The sequence below is a fragment of the Kurthia sp. Dielmo genome (assembly GCF_000307285.2).
GTDB lineage: Bacteria > Bacillota > Bacilli > Bacillales_A > Planococcaceae > Kurthia > Kurthia populi.
Window position 1 is genome coordinate 41,006 of record NZ_HE578966.1, and the last position, 18,916, is coordinate 59,921.

Consider the following 18,916-nt stretch of genomic DNA (forward strand, 5'->3'; position numbering starts at 1 on the left):
CTTTTATAGACGGATAATTGTCGGATTATCTAGTGTCTAGAAGTATTTGATTTCTTTATTTAGGTCGATTGAATTGATATCGATGCCTAAAGCTTTTGCAACACCTTCACCATAAGCTGGATCCGCTTTATGGCAGTGGATGATGTGGCGTTCTTTAATGAAGTCTTCTACGCCATTCATTTCTGCAGCAGTGTTGTTGAATAATTGTTGTTTTTGGTCGTCATTCATTAAGTTGAATAATTTACCTGGTTGCTCGAAGTAGTTATTATCATCTTCGCGGAAGTCATAGATGTCAGCAGGTCCATCAAGTTGTAATGCAGGGTCTTTGTATTCTGGTTGACCATGTAATGCACCGTAGCTGTTTGGATAGTAAGTGATTGCAGAACCACCGTTACCATCTGCACGACCTTGACCATCGCGGTGGTATACCATGAATGGACATTTCGGTGCGTTAACTGGAATTTGGTGATGGTTAACACCTAAACGGTAACGCGTAGCATCTTGGTAGCTGAATAAACGAGCTTGTAACATACGGTCAGGTGAGAATGAAATACCTGGTACGACATTTGATGGCGCGAAAGCAGCTTGCTCAACATCAGCGAAGTAGTTTTCAGGGTTACGGTTTAATTCGAACTCACCAACTTCGATTAGTGGGTACTCAGATTTGTACCAAACTTTTGTTAAATCGAATGGGTTATCTTTATGGTTGCGCGCTTGTTCTTCTGTCATAACTTGGATGAACATTTTCCATTTAGGGAAGTCACCTTTTTCGATTGAATCGAATAAGTCACGTTGTGAAGATTCGCGGTCAGAAGCGATGATTGCACCAGCTTCTTCGTTCGTAAGGTTTTCGATACCTTGTTGTGTACGGAAGTGGAATTTCACATATACGCGTTCGTTTTCAGCGTTGATGAATGAATATGTGTGAGAACCGAATCCATGCATATGGCGGTAACCATTTGGAATACCACGGTCAGACATAACGATTGTTACTTGGTGTAATGCTTCAGGTAACATTGTCCAGAAATCCCAGTTAGAATTTGCATTATGCATATTCGTTTTAGGGTCACGTTTTACAACGTGGTTTAAGTCTGGGAAGTGTAATGGGTCACGGAAGAAGAATACAGGTGTGTTGTTACCAACCATATCCCAGTTACCTTCTTCAGTGTAGAATTTTAATGCGAAACCGCGGATATCACGCTCAGCATCAGCAGCCCCACGTTCACCTGCTACTGTAGAGAAACGCGCGAACATCTCTGTTTGTTTACCTACTTCAGAGAAGATTTTTGCTTTTGTATATTTTGTAATATCATTTGTAACAGTAAATGTACCGAATGCACCTGAACCTTTTGCATGCATACGACGTTCTGGAATTACTTCACGGTTAAAGTTTGCTAATTTTTCAATTAAGAAGACGTCTTGTAATAAAACTGGTCCACGACGGCCAGCTGTTTGTGTATTATCATGTGATACGACTGGAGCACCAGTGATTGTCGTTAACTTTTCATTGTTATTGTTCGTCATTCATATTGCCTCCCATATGTTTAATAATCTCTTCAATCATTACTATAACAGAAGTTATTTAGAATGAAAAGTAAATAATAATAATTATTGTTTAGAAATTATAATAGTTAATTGAAAAATGTGCAAATCGACATTTCTCCTTACTATAATAGGTTAACGTTAATTTATACCCTTTTTAATGTGCAAAAAAACATTTGAAATGATTAAAAATCGCTATTTTTCTTTTAAAATAAAGTGAGTTATTTTCTCATTAACATCATGAAAATAGTGATAATAAGTGCTCTAATTGATAATTATTGTTTTTTTAAAGTTAAAAATCTAGAAATATGCGAAAGGCAAATATCCATTTGTGACAACTTCTTTACATGGATATAAAATACATATTTTTTGCGAGGATGAAAGATTGTACAATCAACAACAGAGTGCACATTATTAAGACAGACTTATTTTAGGGAAGTGAAGATGTTGTTAGAACAAGTACGAATCTTTTTAGAACAATACACAGCGGAAAATAAACTAGCACAGTCGTATGTTGAAGAGCGTTTACAGCAATTCACAGCTGCAGGAGCTGTCGATTATACAATAGAAGAAATGGATTACGCGCTAAAGCTTGCATGGCGTAATAGTAACAAATGCATTGGTCGTCTTTTCTGGAAATCATTGCATACATTTGACCGACGACATTTAAAGACAGCACAAGAAATCTATGAGGCGTTACTGGCGCATATTGACTACGCGACAAATGGTGGGAAAATTCGTTCGACGATTTCAGTCTTTGACCCAAGTGTACGCATTTGGAATCATCAGCTTATTCGTTATGCTGGTTATAAAACAGCAAATGAGATTATTGGAGATCCAGCCTCTGTTGAATTCACGCAGAAATGCCAAGAGCTTGGTTGGCAAGGTGCGGGTGGTCGGTTTGATGTTTTACCACTTGTTATACAAGTAGGGGATGCGGCACCCGTCGTTTTTGATATTCCAAAGACGCATATTTTAGAAGTAGAGCTACGCCACCCGACGCTTGAATGGTTCCGTGAGCTTGGCTTGAAATGGTATGCTGTACCGATGATTTCAGATATGAAGGTTGAAATTGGCGGATTAGATTTTGTATCCGTTCCGTTTAATGGCTGGTATATGGGCACAGAAATTGGTGCTCGAAATCTGGCCGATTCAGAGCGCTACAATATGCTACCGATTATTGCAGAGAAGATGGGCCTTGATACGTCTAAAAATATGACGCTTTGGCAGGACTACGCACTTGTCGAATTAAATCGTGCGGTATTGTATTCATATAAGGAAGACGGCGTATCGATTGTTGACCATCATACGGCCGTTGAACAGTTTCTTCTATTTGAAAAACAGGAACAGCAGGCAGGGCGTGAGGTGACAGGGAACTGGGCGTGGCTTTTACCACCGATGTCCCCAGCGACAGCGGCGATTTATCATCGCCCGATGGACAATACAAAACATAAGCCGTTTTATCGTTATCAACAGGCTCCCTACCATAAATAGGTAAAAAGATTCATTTTTAGGAAAAAAGGACCGAAAATATTTAAAAATGTGAAAAAATGGGTATAGTATTTTTTGCATATTATTAGTGAAAGTGAGGTTAGTAAGATGGGAGAATTACCGAAACTCATATCTGAATCTGAAGTAAAAAGGATTTTTCAATTTTTTCAAAATCAGATTGAACGACAAGCTATTGTTGTATCAGTTATTGCTTTGCGTCCAGTTGGCGAGACGCCATTTGAGAAGCTACAACAAATGCTTCTTGAAACTGCACGCTCAAGTAACTTATATTTTTTACTATCAAAGGATGTAATAGGCATCGTATTATACGAAGCAACGCAAAAAGATGCACAATTTTATTTGAAGCGTTTAGAACGAGATTTTCCACAACTAACGTGGCAAGCATCCATTTGTGAATTGCGCCAGAAAGTAGCAGATTTTCAATTCATTAAAGAGGAGCTAGTAGCACAGCTACCGACAACTACAACTATCTTTGAAAAAAATATTAGTACGCGTTTTAGTCAGCGCAAAAAAATGAAGAAAAAAGTTAGCATTGTTGAAGCAAATGATGTAGCCCGTCATATGCTTGAAAATGCCATTCATACGATTAAGCTTCCGAATGTGGAAATTGCGCTTCAGACATTTTCAGATGGAGAGGCTTTTTTGGCGTCCGATTGGTATCAATCAGAGCACGAACATATCGTGCTACTTAACGCAAAATTGCCACGAAAAAATGGTCTGCAAGTCGTCAGCGAACTACGTGATTTACCGAATGACCGGAAGTTTTCGATTTTCTTAATGTCTCGGTTACCTGCAGCTGAGGATCAAATTTCAGCGTATGAGCATGGCGTAGATGCCTACATAATACGCCCGTTTAATCTCGGCGTGTTAAGCGCGCAAGTTAAACAAAAATTAATGAAGAGGGCACATAAATGACAGGTGTTGTATGGCTTTCTTATGGCGTAGTGGCGGCATTTATTGTGCTAGTTTTGATTATGCTTTATGTATCAATTGATACGAAAAATTATCAAAAAAGACAGCAACAAATTAAAAGGGATGTGCAGGAACATACGGCCGCGTGCTATCGCTATTTTATTGAAGGAGACGATGACAGTTGCGTGATTGCTAGTACGAATGAGGAATTTGAAGCAATTGAAGAAATTGTAGAAAGCTATATTGCTTATGTCGAAGATGAGACCATTTTAACGCGTATTTATCAGTATATGGACACATATTATAGCGCAACATATCGACGACAGTTACGCGGTAATGATACGACAAAGCGTATTAATGCGCTGTATCAAATTATGGATTTTCATATTATTTCACTCTTGCCAGAGGTAAAAGAAATGCTGCTGAAAAAGCATATTACGCTGAAGGAATGTTTTATTGGTCTAAAAATCGTTGCGACATTAGAGGAAGAGAGCACGTACAAATTTTACGTGCACCATAAATCAAAACTTGCCGCAAATCAAGTAACGATGATTGTGAATTGTATGACCGATGATAGAATTTACGATATTGTCGACCATGAGCATACGGATATCGAATGGCTGGTGGCAGCATTAAAGGTGATGGCGAAGCGCCAATTGGCGTATTCAAGTCTTGTTGTGCACGAGCTACTCCATCATGATGTACAGGCTGTGCGAGAGGAAGCATTACAGGTGCTTAGTGCCATTGGGACCGAGAAATCATTGATGGATTTTGAAGAGTATTTTTACTCAGAAGATGCAGATAGCCGGATGCTGTTTGCGAAACTTGCATCCCAGTATAAGCTCGAAGATGTGTCTGCTTATTTAGTTGTACTTGCGCAGGATAAGTCATTTCTTGTACGTCAGGCTGCGATTCATGCGATTGCACAATATCCAAAGGGACAAGAGATGTTTGAGCGAATGCTTGAGACGATTGATGACGCGTATATGCATGATTCCATTCATACTTATCTGAAAGGAGGACATGAGCATGTGGCATTGGATTAATCTTTTTTTCCAAACGCTTATTTTAATTTATATGTTTATCGTTATTGGTGTCTATGTGATTATGCTGATTTTCTCGTTGATTGAACTTTATCGCGGGCGCAATATTTCACGTGAGTCGGTAGATGAGGAGCTACAGGATGTTGACTATGTTTATCCATTGTCGATACTCGTGCCAGCTTATAATGAAAGCATTAATATTATCAATACGGTCCAATCACTGCTGAGTAGTCGTTACCCCGAGTATGAAATCATCATTATAAATGATGGCTCAAAGGATGATACGTTAGAAGTAGCGATAACGCATTTTAAAATGAAAAAAGTGCATCGTGTTATTCAGACAACCTTGCCGTCGAAGGATGTGCGCGGTGTTTATCAGTCAACGATTGATCCACGTATTTTAATGATTGATAAGGAAAACGGCGGAAAAGCAGATTCATTAAATAGTGGTATTAATTTATCAAAGTATCCGTACTTCTGCTCGATTGATGGCGATTGTATTTTAGGGGAAACATCGCTTGTACAAGTGATGGAGGCGTTTGTGAAGGACCCGAATGTCATTGCGGCAGGTGGTAATGTCAAAATTGCGAATGGCTCAGATATTCAAATGGGGACATTAATGCGTTATGGTATGTCGGATAAGCCGCTTGTGATGATGCAGGTTATCGAATATTTCCGTGCTTTTCTTATGGGGCGCATTACATTTAGTCGCTTCAATATGGTGTTTATTATTTCTGGCGCCTTTAGTATTTTCTCGAAAAAGGAAGTTGTCGAAGTAGGGGGTTACTTGCGGGATACAATCGGTGAGGATATGGAGCTTGTCGTGCGTCTACATCGCTTGATTCGCAAAAAACAAAAGTCTAAAAAAATTAAGTTTTTACCGTATCCAGTATGCTGGACAGAGGCTCCTGAAACGTATCAGCAGCTGAAGCGTCAGCGTAGTCGCTGGCATCAAGGGTTAATGGAAAGCTTATGGCGTAATAAACAAATTTTCGCAAATCCCAAATACGGTAAGCTAGGCTTTATCGCCTTTCCGTATTTCTTATTTATCGAATGCTTAGGACCGATTATCGAATTTGCGGGCTACTTATATGTGATTTTCGCCTTTTTCACAGGTGGTGTGTATTTAGAGTTTGCGTTGTTATTACTCTTATTATTCGTTATCAATGGCGCACTATTTTCGATGGTATCTGTCATTATGGAGTCATGGCTAATGAAGCGTTACATATCAGTAAAAGATATTTGGCGCTTATTCGTCTTAGCCATCACTGAAATCTTTTGGTATAAACCATGTACATTATGGTTCCGTCTACTCGGCTTGTGGAATTATGCTCGCGGTAAAAGTAGCTGGGGCGAAATGGTTCGAAAAGGCTTATAAGGGGATGCGACGATGAAAAAATTACTGATTATTTTTGGTGCGGCCATAGCGCTTTTACTTGTGATTTTTGGGGGCTGGCAATTGAAAAGTGACCAAAAACTCTCGATTGCGATTATCGATAAAACAGTTGCAACGACAGAGTATCAAGAGCATCAGGGGTTAAACTGGCTATTAAAAGCAGAGAAATATGTAAATGATAAGGGAGAACCGTATGCCCTAACAGATTACTTTGGCTATCATCCTGAGCAGGACCAGCCTGTAGGGAAACTCCCGACATCATATGACGATACGAATTTGATTTATATTGCAGATACATATGGTGTCTATGAGGAGAAGCAAGGACAGGCTAAGCCGAAAAAGCTCGATGGTGGGCTGACGATGGATGAATGGAATGCGGTTTTTAAACGTCTTGAAGATGATAAGGCGGTTACGCTTGTAACGGAATTTAATACACTCGCATCGCCAACAACGACCGAGGTACGTGAGCATATGAGCAGTGTACTTGGCATTCATTCGTCTGGCTGGATTGGCCGTCATTTTAATGAGTTATCACTCGACAATCCGGATATGCCGAGCTGGTTAAAGAACGAAAAGAATTGGCCGTATAGTGGCGCTGGCTTTGTGCTTGTGAATGAGGAACAAGAGAAATACTTTATTCTCAAGGATGACAAGGATGTGGCTAGTAAACTTACGGTGAAGTACACCGAAGCGGGTCAAAAAGCATTTGATTTAACAGAGTCCGTCGCATTTAATGGCTGGTTTGATATTGTTGAAAGTGAATCAGCAGAAGCGACACTCGCAAACTTCCACTGGGATTTAACGGATTCAGGGAAGCAGTTAATGAAAGAACATGGTGTGCCAACAAAATTTGTCGCTGTTAATAAAATGACGATGAACAATGCGACAGCGTATTACTTTGCGGGGCAATTCAATGTAACACCGTCTGTGCCGAATTACTATCAATTCCTTGGTGTGGAGACATTGAATAGTTGGATTAGTCATTTTAGTAAGGAAACGGGCTTCTACTGGGATGCATATGTACCGATGATGAAAAAGGTACTCGCCCAAACGACCGCACAAAAAAATAAAAAGGTAGCGGCCCTCAAAAAACCAAAGGAAGTTCAATATGTGTCGCGCATTCATGACAATGGTATGCAGGTGCAAGTGAATGGAAAATGGCAGTCAATGAAAATTCAAGGCGTCAATGTAGGGATGGGAAAACCCGGTACGTTCCCTGGACAGGCAGCGATTACGGAAAATGAATATTATAAATGGTTCCAAGATATTGGTAAGCTTGGCTCCAATACGATGCGTGTTTATACGGTGCAACCACCAGGGTTTTATAATGCATTGAAGCGTTATAACGAAGCACACGAACAAAAGCTTTATTTGCTGCATGGTACGTGGATTGATGAGGAACGAATTGTTCATAAGGGTAATGTCTTTGACAAGCAGGCGACAACGGAGTTCCGTGATGAAATTCGCCACATCGTCGATATTCTTCATGGCAATGAAATGATTGCTTATAAAAAGGGGCATGCAACAGGGGCCTATACAGCCGATGTGTCAGAGTATGTCATCGGTTGGGTGCTTGGTATTGAGTGGGACCCAGTGATGGTGAAGTCAACGAATAAGAAAAACAAAGCAGTTGGCGACTATAAAGGCACATATGTATATACAAAGGGTGCATCGCCATTTGAACATTGGATTGCTGAAAATCTAGATTATGTCGCAAAATATGAAAAAGATAAGTATAACTGGGTTCGTCCACTAAGCTTCACAAACTGGGTGACGACAGATCTACTGGAGCATCCTGAGGAGCCTGATCCAGAGGAGGACTTAGTATCCGTCAATCCGAATGTTATTCATTTAAAAGGGGACGTAACGAAAACACAGCAATTCGCAAGCTATCATGTGTATCCGTATTATCCTGAATCGCTGAATTACCAATACAATGATTATATCGATTTTCGTGGCAAGAAAAATAACTATGCAGCATATTTAAAGGATTTACATGCAGCACATGATATGCCGGTGTTAATCGCAGAGTTTGGGATTCCATCATCACGAGGGAAAACGCATAATAACGTCAATGGTTGGAATCAGGGGCATATGTCTGAAACTGCACAGGGCGAGACACTCGTTCATTTATTCGAAGATATTTTACATGAGGATATGATGGGCGGCTTAATCTTTACCTGGCAGGATGAATGGTTTAAGCGGACGTGGAATACGATGGATTTAGATGACCCAGATCGTCGTCCATTTTGGTCAAATGCACAGACGAGTGAGCAGCAATTTGGCTTATTGAGCTTTGATGTATTAAAGGTGAAGGTCGATGGGGATGATCGTGACTGGGAAGGCGCAAAGACCATGTATGAGTCAAGTGGGCCAATCAAGTCACTCATGATGCAGCATGATGAGCGCTATGTGTATTATAAAATTCAAATGAGTGCTGATGCGAAGGGGTATCCGATGCTCATGCTTGATACGAAGCAGACGCAAGGTAATACAAAGATTAATAACTATAAGTTGAAAACTGAAAATGGACTCGAGTTTATCGCACCGTTAAAATCAGCGAAAAATGCTCGTCTACTTGTCGATACACAGTATGATATTTATGCACTGTATTACGGCAAATACGATCCAGAAAATATTACGTATCATCCTGAAAAAAATACAGGAAATTTTACGAAAATTAATTATGTACTAAGCAATGAACTAAACATCCCAACAACGAAAGAAAAATCCCATTCGTTGGGTATGAAACGGGCAAATTACTTGAAGGCAATGCGAATCCTGAAGCAGAAGACTATAATTCTCTTGTTGATTTTAATATAAATGAAGAAGAGCATTTTATTGAGCTACGTGTGCCGTGGATGCTCATGAGTTTCTCAGACCCAAGTTTGAAGGAAGTAATTGGCGATATTGATAAGCCAGATTATAAGGCACGTGAAAAGGTAGACGGCATTCACGTAGGTGTTGCCTTTATGAATGATGAGGACAAAGTTGTCCAAACGTTGCCAGCAAAAAAAGGCAATACGATTAGTCCGTTCAAACAATATACATGGGCAAACTGGGAGCAGCCGAACTCGATTTATCGTCTGAAACCATCCTACTACATGGTACAGGATGCCTTTATGAAAAATGAACAAGCCTTTGTGAAATAACGAAATGAGGCTTTGACATACGTGTAGAAATCAGCTCTCATATGAGCATAAGAAAAACCGGAATCGCGCGGTGGCGCGGTTCCGGTTTTTCATTGCGAACGCAAAAGAACATGACATGTTTTGCCCCAGGCTCATTTTTTTATGCACTGTCAGAAATCATTGATTGCCTCAAGGAGCGGGTTTTGGCTACGACATATTTCTAAATAAGTGCCAAACTACGTCTATTTTCGTACGTAAAAAGAGAGTTTTAATAAGCATCATGCAGAAAGCTGTCAACGAAAATTTTTATTTGCGATTTTTTCATAGATGTTTATTATTTTTAAGATATGAAAAAGGCCCGTTTTCGGTTGTTTTCGGCAAAAACAGGTGTTTTCAGGCTCTCCGAGGGTTGTTTTTGCACGAAAAATCGGATTTGGTCAGTCTAGCATGTCATTTATTGAAATGAATCAAAAATGCGCCATGCAGCACGTTTTTTCTAAGTGAAAGAGAACCCTTAGAGGCCGAAAATAGACCCGAACTCGTGAAAAATGGGCTGAAAACGTCCCTTCTTTGTCCGGTTTTGATAAGATGCTGTACAAAGTTATTGTACGTATCAACCGAAAAAAACATAATTATTTGATATGAAATGCTATTTGGACAAATGATTAGCGTTTCACTAGGTTCATATACATAGCGCTGACACTTATTAAAAAATAAGTCGTATGCAAAAGACGCTTTCTAGCAGGATGTGGCTTTTTAAATAAATGATTCGAAATAAAAAATGGTGTGACATTTAAACGTCACACCGCATGTATTAATCATTTGTTACATACCGATCTTTCGCGCTCGCATAGGAGAAGAAGAATAAAATAATCGCAACGGCTAAGTAAACAAAGTTCGCGCTATGGAAGCCACCAGCGTAATCATGTACGAAGCCGTATAATACCGGACCGGTTGCGGCTAATAAATAACCGATGGATTGCCCGAAGCCAGATAGCTCCGCTGCCTCGTAGGCGTTACGTGCCCGAACAGAGAAGAACATCATACAAATACCAAACGATGCACCACCCGCAAGCCCTAGAAAAATCATCCACAACCATGTGAGGCTCGTCCATTCAAGTAAGAGACCACCAAAACCGATTAAATAAAACAGTGAAAACATCACAACAAGTGGGCGCTGGTCGCGTGTACGGCCTGCTAAAATGGGAATGATAAAGGTCATCGGAATTTGTGAAAATTGTAGTACAGAGAACATTGCACCCGATGCACTCGCACTCATTCCTTGCTCGGTAAGCATTGCCGGAACCCATGCGACGGTCGTATAAAATAAAAATGACTGAAAGCCCATCGCAAAGGTCAAAGCCCATGTCAGTGGATATTGCCAAATTTTCTTTTTCGGTGGCTTACCTGAAAGATTGGCTGCATTTACATGATCCGTCTTTTTCGTTTGTGGTAGCCACACGATAATCGCAATAATGATAAAAACAAGCCAAATGGATAGCGTGCCTTGCCAGCCAAGTGCTGTGGTTGCGATTGGATAGCTTACACCTGCTGCTAGACTTGCTGTTACATTCATCGAAACGGTAAAAATGGCTGTCAGTAGCCCGATTTGAAGCGGGAAGCGAAGCTTAATGATGCTTGGCATCAATACATTACTAAATGCAATACCGATACCGATTAGCACTGTGCCGATGTAGAGCATCGTGCTACTGCCAAGCGAGCGTAAAATAACGCCGATTGCTAAAATGAACATCGCAATAAATAAAGTACGCTCGATGCCAATTCGGCGAGATACCTTTGGAACGATTGGTGAGACGACGGCAAATGCTAGAAGCGGAATCGTCGTAATGAAGCCTGCTATAACATTTGAAATATGTAGGTTATCACGTAAAATTTCGACAATTGGGCCGACTGATGTTATCGGGGAGCGCATCGTAAAGGAAATACAAACGATGCCTAGTACGAATAACCAGGTCGCCTTCGTCCATTTGCGTGAAGTTTCAAAATGTGATTGTTCCATATTCCTCCTCCTATTCCTGAATTGAACTAAGCGTAACAGGTTCGACAAGTAAAGTATAGAAACAAATTATTAGAGGATTACATAAGTTTTAATGTCAATTAAGTCTTGAAGTGAATTGTGTTTTATATTAGAATGAAACGAGTATTAAAAAGAATATTGCAATGCCTCATCCAGCAAAAAAGGTGAGGTAGAGGTCGCGAACGTTATTAGTATCATTTTCGAGATGAGAAAGCATTACTGACAAAATGAGAAAGGAACGTTTGCCGAAGTATTTCAAATGCTTTTATCATTTGAATGCTGGGGCTGTCGCTTAATAGGTGCAGAACTGTCACGTAACAACGTGTTGAGCTATCTTTAATCTAAGTTTGGTGGGACTACTGTATACATACAACCCATTTTAGAGAAAGTTCTAGAATGGGTTTTTTTATTCAGAAAAACCACTGTTAGACCTTGATACGCAATAGGAAAAGAGGAAATTTTTATGAGCAACAATACAGAACAGCTCGAGTTGAGCCGTGGTCTTAAATCGCGCCATATCACGATGATTTCGCTTGGTGGTACGATTGGGACAGGTTTATTACTAGCAAGTGGGAACTCGATTGCACAGGCAGGTCCTGGTGGCGCACTTTTAGCTTATGCCTTAATTGGTGTGATGGTGTACTTCTTAATGACCGGCCTTGGTGAAATGTCGGCTTACATGCCAGTATCATCTACGAGCACATACGCAACACGTTTTATTGATCCATCACTTGGATTCGCATTAGGTTGGAACTATTGGTATAACTGGGCAGTAACAATCGCGGCAGAAGTAGCGGCCGTAGCACTTGTTATGAAATATTGGTTCCCAGATACACCTTCATATATTTGGAGTGCTGCATTCCTTATTATTATTTTCTTACTGAACTATTTATCAGTAAACACATTTGGTGAAAGTGAATATTGGTTTGCCTTTATTAAAGTCGCAACGATCATCATTTTCTTAATCGTATCATTTTTAATGATCTTTGGTATTATCGGTGGGAAAGCACCGGTTGGCTTCACAAACTTCTTTGAAGGTGACGGTCCATTCCACGGTGGTTTCTTCGCAATACTAGGTATTTTCCTAGCAGCAGGGTTCTCATTCCAAGGGACAGAATTACTTGGTGCGACTGCTGGTGAAGCAAAAGATCCTGAAAAAACAATTCCAAAAGCCGTGAAATCTATTTTCTGGCGTATTTTATTATTCTATATTCTAGCGTTATTCGCGATTGGTTTATTATTACCTTACACAGACCCTCGCTTAGTGAATGCTGATGACAATGTAGCGATTAGCCCATTCACATTAGTATTTGAAAATGCGGGTATTGCATTTGCGGCAACATTAATGAATGCGGTTGTGTTAACAGCGATTTTATCAGCAGGTAACTCTGGCTTATACGCATCATCACGTACATTATGGCAGTTAGCAAAAGACGGCTTAGCGCCAAAAATCTTCTTAAAATTAAATCGTAAAGGCGTGCCAGTAGCTGCATTAGTATTAACGGTATTAGTAGCCTGCCTAGCGTTCCTAACATCATTCTTCGGAACAGGTGAAGTATATATGTGGTTGTTATCTTCATCTGGCATGTGTGGCTTTATCGCTTGGATTGGGATGGCCGCAAGTCATTACCGCTTCCGTCGCGCATATATCGCACAAGGAAAAGATTTAAATGATTTACCATATCGTTCTGGCTGGTACCCATTTGGTCCGATTTTCGCCTTTATTTTATGTGCGATTATTTTAGTCGGCCAAGTTCAAGACTTTATGGGTGGCGACATCGACTGGGTAGGAATGACGGTTTCATACATTAGTGTACCGATTTTCTTACTATTATGGATTGGCTATAAAGTGAAACACAAAACAAAAGTATACAAACTACAAGATGTTGATTTAGAAACGGATCATCGTCAGTAGCTAAAAAAAAGAGTCGCATTGCGGCTCTTTTTTTGTTCGTAAAACGATATAAAACGAAAAACTTTTCATATCATAAAATTGACGTTGTATACAAAAATGAGAAAAATGTTCGTGAAACAGCTAAAAAAACGTGCATGAGTAAAAGAATGTTAAGAAATTAGTTTATTTTCATAATATTCAAAATAAATAAATTTCTTAAACGTGTATTGATTTTAAGAAGTAGAGTGATATACTTTGTACATTATTTCTTTTAAATAATAAACAACTTACTCATATAATAGTGGGGATATGGCCCACGAGTTTCTACCAATTCGCCGTAAATGAATTGACTATGAGAGGCAATTATCCAAAACGTTTATTTCGTTTTATATTCGACTTAATACTCGATGTATATTGCCCTACTCGTAGAATTACGATTAGGGTAGTGTGCGTCGAGTTTTTTAATTTTAAAAAGTGAACATTCGAAGGGAGCCTTTCATCGTGAAAGCATTAGAACAAGCAATTTTAGCAAAAGGTAAAGTTTTATCAGAGGACGTATTAAAAGTGGATTCATTTTTAAATCACCAAATTGACCCAGCATTAATGCAAGCAATGGGCCAAGAATTTGCTGACTTATATAAAGATGCAGGCATTACAAGAATTTTAACATTAGAAGCATCAGGTATCGCACCAGCAGTAATGGCTGGCTTAATCTTAGGCGTACCAGTTGTATTTGGCCGCAAACGTAAATCAGTTACATTACAAGACAACCTTTACACTGCGGATGTTTATTCATTCACAAAAAAAGTAACGAACACCATTTCAGTTTCTAAAGACTTTTTAGATAAAGAAGATACACTATTAATCATCGATGATTTCTTAGCGAACGGAGAAGCAGCGAAGGGCTTACTTGACGTTGCCAACCAAGCAGGGGCGAAGGTTGCCGGCATCGGAATCGTAATTGAAAAAGGATTCCAACCAGGTGGTAAAGCACTTCGTGAACAAGGATATCGCGTTGATTCATTAGCAATTGTTTCTTCATTGGAAAATGGCACAGTAACATTTGCTTAGGAGGCAATTAGGACAATGAACAAGGCAAAACTTGCGACATTAGGGATTCAACATTTACTTGCAATGTATGCGGGTGCGATTTTAGTACCGGTGATTATCGGGGGCGCACTAGGCTTTAACGCCACGCAAATGACGTATTTAATTTCAATCGATATTCTGATGTGCGGCGTTGCGACATTACTTCAAGTAATGCGCGGTAAAGTATTCGGAATTGGGTTACCACTCGTTTTAGGTTGTACGTTTACAGCCGTTACACCGATCATCGGTATCGGCAATGAATTTGGCTTAGGCTCAATTTACGGTGCTGTTATCGCATCTGGTTTAATCGTTGTATTGATTTCAGGTTTCTTCGGAAAGTTAGTAAAATTTTTCCCACCAATCGTAACGGGCTCTGTTGTAACGATTATCGGGTTAACATTGATTCCGGTAGCATTTAATAATGCTGCCGGTGGTCAAGGTGCAAAAGACTTTGCATCAGCTGAAAATGTTATTTTAGCATTTACAACAATGCTTCTGATTGTGTTAATTTATCGCTTCTCTACAGGTTTTGTACGTTCAATTGCCATCTTAATTGGCTTAGTCGTTGGAACAGTCATTGCCTCATTTATGGGCAAAGTTGACTTTACGAATGTAGCAAATGCTTCATGGCTACATATGGTGAAACCGTTCTACTTCGCGACACCAGAATTTAATCTTGTACCAATCTTAACGATGACGCTTGTTGCTATCGTGTCATTAGTCGAATCTACAGGTTCTTACTTTGCACTTAGCAATATGACAAAAACGCCAATCGACTCAAAAGCATTAGCACGCGGGTATCGCTCTGAAGGGTTAGCATCAATTATTGGTGGTATCTTCAACTCATTCCCATACACAGCATTTTCTCAAAATGTTGGTCTGATGCAAATGACAGGCGTGAAAAATCGCGCGGTTATCGTTGTGACAGGCGTTATGCTTGTGGCACTTGGCTTCTTACCAAAAATCGCTGCACTCGCAACAATCATTCCAACGGCTGTTCTTGGCGGGGCAATGATTGTCATGTTCGGGACGGTAATGTCACAAGGTGTTAAAATGCTAGCAGTTGCTATCGGTAAAAATGAAGGAAACGCGATGATTGTCGCTTGCTCATTAGGTATGGGTTTAGGTGTAACGGTTTTACCAGAAATATTCAAAGTTTTACCGAGTGTGCTTCAACTGATTACAAGTAACGGCATTGTAGCAGGTAGTTTAACGGCTATCATTTTAAATATTGTATTCAATATGATTCCTTGGAAAAGAGAATCATTATCTATGGAGGCGCAGCAGGAGTTAGATGCAGTGAATCCACGTAAACAATCAACAAAGTTCTCTGAAAAAGAGGCTTAACAGTATAGAAGAAAGAGACGAGGGAAAGAATTCCTTCGTCTCTTTTTTTATGGTATGATGATGAAAAATATTTTCTTTTTACAATTTTAACCTTTTATTAATGAACATGTTGTTTGTCGCTAGTTTCCGGGAATATAGTATATGAACACGAAATTTATTTTCATAAATTAGGAGGCGTTTTTTGATGTATGAAGATTTAAAAGGTAAGGTAGTAGCAATCACAGGTGGCTCAACAGGTCTAGGTCGTGCAATGGCACTTCGTTTTGCGAAAGAAGGTGCGAATGTCGCGATTAACTACTATAAAGACGAAGCAGAGGCGCAAGAAGTAAAGGCAGAGCTAGAATCTCATGGTGTCAAAGCCATTATCTTCGGTGGCGATGTACAAAAAGAGGAAGATGTTGTGAATTTCGTACAGACGACGATTAAAGAATTAGGGACACTTGATGTCATGGTGAATAATGCAGGGATCGAAAACCCTGTGCCATCACATGAGATGCCACTAGAGGACTGGAATCGCGTTATCGGAACGAATTTAACAGGGGCATTTTTAGGAAGTCGCGAAGCTATTAAATACTTCGTTGAACATGACATTAAAGGAAGCGTTATTAATATGTCATCGGTTCATGAAATGATTCCGTGGCCTTTATTTGTACACTATGCGGCATCAAAAGGCGGTATTAAGCTGATGACAGAGACCCTTGCACTTGAATATGCGCCAAAAGGCATTCGCGTAAACAGCATCGGGCCTGGTGCCATTGATACACCGATTAACGCGGAGAAATTTGCAGATCCAGAGCAGCGTGCAGATGTGGAGAGCATGGTGCCGATGGGCTTTATCGGCGAGCCAGAAGACGTTGCAAACTGTGCAGCCTTCCTTGCATCGGAGCAGGCGCGTTATGTGACGGGCATTACGTTATTTGTAGATGGTGGTATGACGAAATATCCGGACTTCCAAGCAGGTCGCGGTTAAATAGAAAAAAGATACTGGGACAAAACACGTCATGTTCCTTTTCTAGCATTCGCAACGAAAAACCGGAATCACGCCACAGCGCGATTCCGGTTTTTTATGCTTCTAGGAACGGTTGTTTTTACACGTATGTCCCTGTCTCTTTTTTATTCAAAAGAATCTTTTTCCTGCTGCTCCCACATACGTTGCTGTTCTTCTTCAGCCACAACTTGCAAGTCATAGGCATCAATCGTCAACAGCTCGTAGTCCGCGTTATGTTTATCGATATAAGTTTTTACAAGCTGCTTCACATATTTTGGTGAACCATCCTGCTCCTCATCATATAAAATTAAAAATGCATCTGAATGCAGGACGAAAAATTTATTTTTCTCAACAAATTGCCATGGTGCTTCATAAGGACGATTGGTAATTGCTGTTGTGAAATCAGCCTTTGCCATTATGTCAGTATAATGAAGCTTTTTTTGCTCGTTCCAATTTTTTTCTTGGTCTAAAAACGGAATCATCACACCATATTGTAAGTTGGGAAACGCTTCTTGAAGCTCCCACACAACCTCGACGACCCATGTTTCAACACCAAGTTGGCCGCTAACAAGCACCCATTCAAGCCCATCTTCTATTAATGGCAGCAGTCGGTCCTTTAAAGCTTTTTTAATCACAGCCAATCCAGGATGTGAATCATTGAAAATACCTAGCTCCTGTGGTTTGTAGCCTGTGACAGCTAATCGTTTAATCGCCATATTTTCACCTCGTTTAAATAAGCATATCACAGTGTAATAGCGAGAAAAACGAATGCAATCGACAACAATCATTTTCATTCAAAAAAGGCATATCCTGTATGCCATATTGATATAGCGTAAAAGTGGCTGAGCATTGAAATTTTATGTGCATTGAACGACAATACAGTTGTATAACCGGTTAATGCACAATAAAATCAATTCGCTTGGAGGCGTAGGAATATGAAAGCAGCAGTATGGCATGGTGAGAAAGATATTCGCGTTGAAGAAAAGGAATTAAAAGCATTAAAGGATAATGAAGTAACCGTACGTGTCGCATGGGCGGGGATTTGTGGCTCTGATTTACATGAATATCAGGAAGGGCCTGTATTCATTCCTGTGAACGAGCCAGATGAACTAACAGGTGAAGTAGCGCCGATCATTATGGGGCATGAATTTTCAGGTGTTATTGAAAAGGTAGGGAAAGACGTTACGAACTATCAAGTGGGCGACCGTGTTGTTGTGAATCCAACAATCACATATGGTAATAAACCAGAAGACGTAGATTGCTATGATGGCTTTAGTTTTATAGGGTTACACGGTGATGGTGGCTTTGCGGCATTTGCGAATGCACCTGAGCATAATGTTTATAAGTTACCAGATACACTATCATTACAAGATGCAGCACTTGTGGAGCCAACTGCAGTGGCTGTGCAAGCAGTGAAGGAAGGAAATCTACTATTTGGTGATAATGTGGCTATATTTGGCGCAGGCCCAATCGGTTTATTAACCGTGATTGCAGCAAAAGCAGCGGGTGCAAGTAATATTATCGTCTTTGACTTATCAGAAACACGTCTACAAATGGCGAAGGATTTAGGTGCTACGGCAATCTTTAATTCTGCCGAAGTCGATCCAGTTGAAGCGGTAAAACAATATGCGCCTGCTGGTGTAGATGTGACCTTTGAAGTGGCCGGCGTTGCACCAACATTCAAATCATCGATTGACGTGACACGCCCTCGTGGAACGGTTGTGATCGTCTCCATTTTTGCACGTCCAATTGAATGGAATCCAATGCAATTAACGAATACAGGTGTAAAAGTGACGTCAACGATTGCCTATACGCCAACTTCATTCCAGCAAACGGTTGATTTAATGGGAACAGGCCAATTACAACCGCAAGGCATTATTACCTCACAAATTGAATTAGATGATATTGTTGAAAAAGGCTTTGAGGCATTAACGAACGATAAATCTCAGGCTAAAATTTTAGTGAAATTAAGCGGTGACATGTAAGCACCAGCAACTATAAGAAAAGAAGCTTGGACAAAACAC

At 40.1% G+C, this 18,916-nt stretch carries 14 protein-coding genes and 2 riboswitches; of the genes, 11 read left to right on the plus strand and 3 right to left on the minus strand.

The window, feature by feature from the left end; genetic code table 11:
• Window positions 1-36: 36 nt before the first annotated feature.
• A complete protein-coding gene (locus tag KTHG_RS19835) occupies window positions 37-1,524 on the minus strand; it encodes a catalase (RefSeq protein ID WP_139996101.1) in 1,488 nt (495 codons plus the stop codon).
• Between the two features lie 462 nt (window positions 1,525-1,986).
• On the opposite strand from KTHG_RS19835, the gene KTHG_RS19840 reads away from it, so the two are divergent.
• From KTHG_RS19840 to KTHG_RS21995, 6 genes are all read left to right on the plus strand, one after another.
• A complete protein-coding gene (locus KTHG_RS19840; RefSeq protein ID WP_139996103.1) occupies window positions 1,987-3,036 on the plus strand; it encodes a nitric oxide synthase oxygenase in 1,050 nt (349 codons plus the stop codon).
• 105 nt (window positions 3,037-3,141) lie between these two features.
• Window positions 3,142-3,969: a response regulator gene (locus tag KTHG_RS19845; protein WP_139996105.1), complete on the plus strand. Its 828-nt coding sequence runs from the start codon at window positions 3,142-3,144 to the stop codon at window positions 3,967-3,969.
• Window positions 3,966-5,012, plus strand: a complete 1,047-nt coding sequence (locus KTHG_RS19850) for a HEAT repeat domain-containing protein (RefSeq protein ID WP_139996107.1) — start codon at window positions 3,966-3,968, stop codon at window positions 5,010-5,012. Before KTHG_RS19845 ends, KTHG_RS19850 begins: the two co-directional genes overlap by 4 nt.
• Entirely contained in the window at window positions 4,996-6,387 is a 1,392-nt protein-coding gene (locus tag KTHG_RS19855) for a glycosyltransferase family 2 protein (protein WP_370362828.1), read from the plus strand. Before KTHG_RS19850 ends, KTHG_RS19855 begins: the two co-directional genes overlap by 17 nt.
• Before the next feature lie 12 nt (window positions 6,388-6,399).
• Window positions 6,400-9,228: a hypothetical protein gene (locus tag KTHG_RS19860; protein ID WP_255512515.1), complete on the plus strand. Its 2,829-nt coding sequence runs from the start codon at window positions 6,400-6,402 to the stop codon at window positions 9,226-9,228.
• Window positions 9,229-9,272: 44 nt separating this feature from the next.
• Window positions 9,273-9,557: a hypothetical protein gene (locus tag KTHG_RS21995; RefSeq protein WP_255512516.1), complete on the plus strand. Its 285-nt coding sequence runs from the start codon at window positions 9,273-9,275 to the stop codon at window positions 9,555-9,557.
• Window positions 9,558-10,350: 793 nt separating this feature from the next.
• Here the strand turns inward: KTHG_RS21995 and KTHG_RS19865 are convergent.
• Window positions 10,351-11,556 carry a CynX/NimT family MFS transporter gene (locus KTHG_RS19865; protein ID WP_139996112.1) on the minus strand — a complete coding sequence of 402 codons (1,206 nt, stop codon included), beginning with the start codon at window positions 11,554-11,556 and terminating at the stop codon, window positions 10,351-10,353.
• Between the two features lie 180 nt (window positions 11,557-11,736).
• Window positions 11,737-11,915, plus strand: a riboswitch (Lysine riboswitch).
• Between the two features lie 122 nt (window positions 11,916-12,037).
• On the opposite strand from KTHG_RS19865, the gene KTHG_RS19870 reads away from it, so the two are divergent.
• From KTHG_RS19870 to KTHG_RS19885, 4 genes are all read left to right on the plus strand, one after another.
• Window positions 12,038-13,489, plus strand: a complete 1,452-nt coding sequence (locus KTHG_RS19870; protein WP_126989546.1) for an amino acid permease — start codon at window positions 12,038-12,040, stop codon at window positions 13,487-13,489.
• Between the two features lie 250 nt (window positions 13,490-13,739).
• Window positions 13,740-13,841: riboswitch (purine riboswitch) on the plus strand.
• A gap of 128 nt (window positions 13,842-13,969) precedes the next feature.
• Window positions 13,970-14,539 carry a xanthine phosphoribosyltransferase gene (locus KTHG_RS19875; RefSeq protein ID WP_126989545.1) on the plus strand — a complete coding sequence of 190 codons (570 nt, stop codon included), beginning with the start codon at window positions 13,970-13,972 and terminating at the stop codon, window positions 14,537-14,539.
• A 15-nt stretch (window positions 14,540-14,554) separates the two neighbouring features.
• Window positions 14,555-15,904, plus strand: a complete 1,350-nt coding sequence (locus KTHG_RS19880) for a nucleobase:cation symporter-2 family protein (protein WP_139996114.1) — start codon at window positions 14,555-14,557, stop codon at window positions 15,902-15,904.
• A gap of 184 nt (window positions 15,905-16,088) precedes the next feature.
• The gene (locus KTHG_RS19885) at window positions 16,089-16,874 is read left to right on the plus strand and encodes a glucose 1-dehydrogenase (protein ID WP_126989543.1); all 786 of its coding nucleotides are present in this window, start codon (window positions 16,089-16,091) and stop codon (window positions 16,872-16,874) included.
• 143 nt (window positions 16,875-17,017) lie between these two features.
• On the opposite strand, the gene KTHG_RS19890 is transcribed toward KTHG_RS19885, so the two are convergent.
• A complete protein-coding gene (locus KTHG_RS19890) occupies window positions 17,018-17,608 on the minus strand; it encodes an SLOG family protein (RefSeq protein ID WP_139996116.1) in 591 nt (196 codons plus the stop codon).
• Between the two features lie 219 nt (window positions 17,609-17,827).
• Between KTHG_RS19890 and KTHG_RS19895 the strand changes: the two genes are divergently transcribed.
• Complete coding sequence (locus KTHG_RS19895) at window positions 17,828-18,877, plus strand: 2,3-butanediol dehydrogenase (RefSeq protein ID WP_139996118.1); 1,050 nt, start codon at window positions 17,828-17,830, stop codon at window positions 18,875-18,877.
• The last annotated feature ends 39 nt before the right edge of the window (window positions 18,878-18,916 follow it).

What these genes read in the sequence shown, in the direction of transcription:
- KTHG_RS19835 (WP_139996101.1), bottom strand. Translation starts at nt 1,524, where the DNA reads ATGACGAACAATAACAATGAAAAGTTAACGACAATCACTGGTGCTCCA.
- KTHG_RS19840 (WP_139996103.1), top strand. Translation starts at nt 1,987, where the DNA reads ATGTTGTTAGAACAAGTACGAATCTTTTTAGAACAATACACAGCGGAA.
- KTHG_RS19845 (WP_139996105.1), top strand. Translation starts at nt 3,142, where the DNA reads ATGGGAGAATTACCGAAACTCATATCTGAATCTGAAGTAAAAAGGATT.
- KTHG_RS19850 (WP_139996107.1), top strand. Translation starts at nt 3,966, where the DNA reads ATGACAGGTGTTGTATGGCTTTCTTATGGCGTAGTGGCGGCATTTATT.
- KTHG_RS19855 (WP_370362828.1), top strand. Translation starts at nt 4,996, where the DNA reads ATGTGGCATTGGATTAATCTTTTTTTCCAAACGCTTATTTTAATTTAT.
- KTHG_RS19860 (WP_255512515.1), top strand. Translation starts at nt 6,400, where the DNA reads ATGAAAAAATTACTGATTATTTTTGGTGCGGCCATAGCGCTTTTACTT.
- KTHG_RS21995 (WP_255512516.1), top strand. Translation starts at nt 9,273, where the DNA reads ATGAGTTTCTCAGACCCAAGTTTGAAGGAAGTAATTGGCGATATTGAT.
- KTHG_RS19865 (WP_139996112.1), bottom strand. Translation starts at nt 11,556, where the DNA reads ATGGAACAATCACATTTTGAAACTTCACGCAAATGGACGAAGGCGACC.
- KTHG_RS19870 (WP_126989546.1), top strand. Translation starts at nt 12,038, where the DNA reads ATGAGCAACAATACAGAACAGCTCGAGTTGAGCCGTGGTCTTAAATCG.
- KTHG_RS19880 (WP_139996114.1), top strand. Translation starts at nt 14,555, where the DNA reads ATGAACAAGGCAAAACTTGCGACATTAGGGATTCAACATTTACTTGCA.
- KTHG_RS19885 (WP_126989543.1), top strand. Translation starts at nt 16,089, where the DNA reads ATGTATGAAGATTTAAAAGGTAAGGTAGTAGCAATCACAGGTGGCTCA.
- KTHG_RS19890 (WP_139996116.1), bottom strand. Translation starts at nt 17,608, where the DNA reads ATGGCGATTAAACGATTAGCTGTCACAGGCTACAAACCACAGGAGCTA.
- KTHG_RS19895 (WP_139996118.1), top strand. Translation starts at nt 17,828, where the DNA reads ATGAAAGCAGCAGTATGGCATGGTGAGAAAGATATTCGCGTTGAAGAA.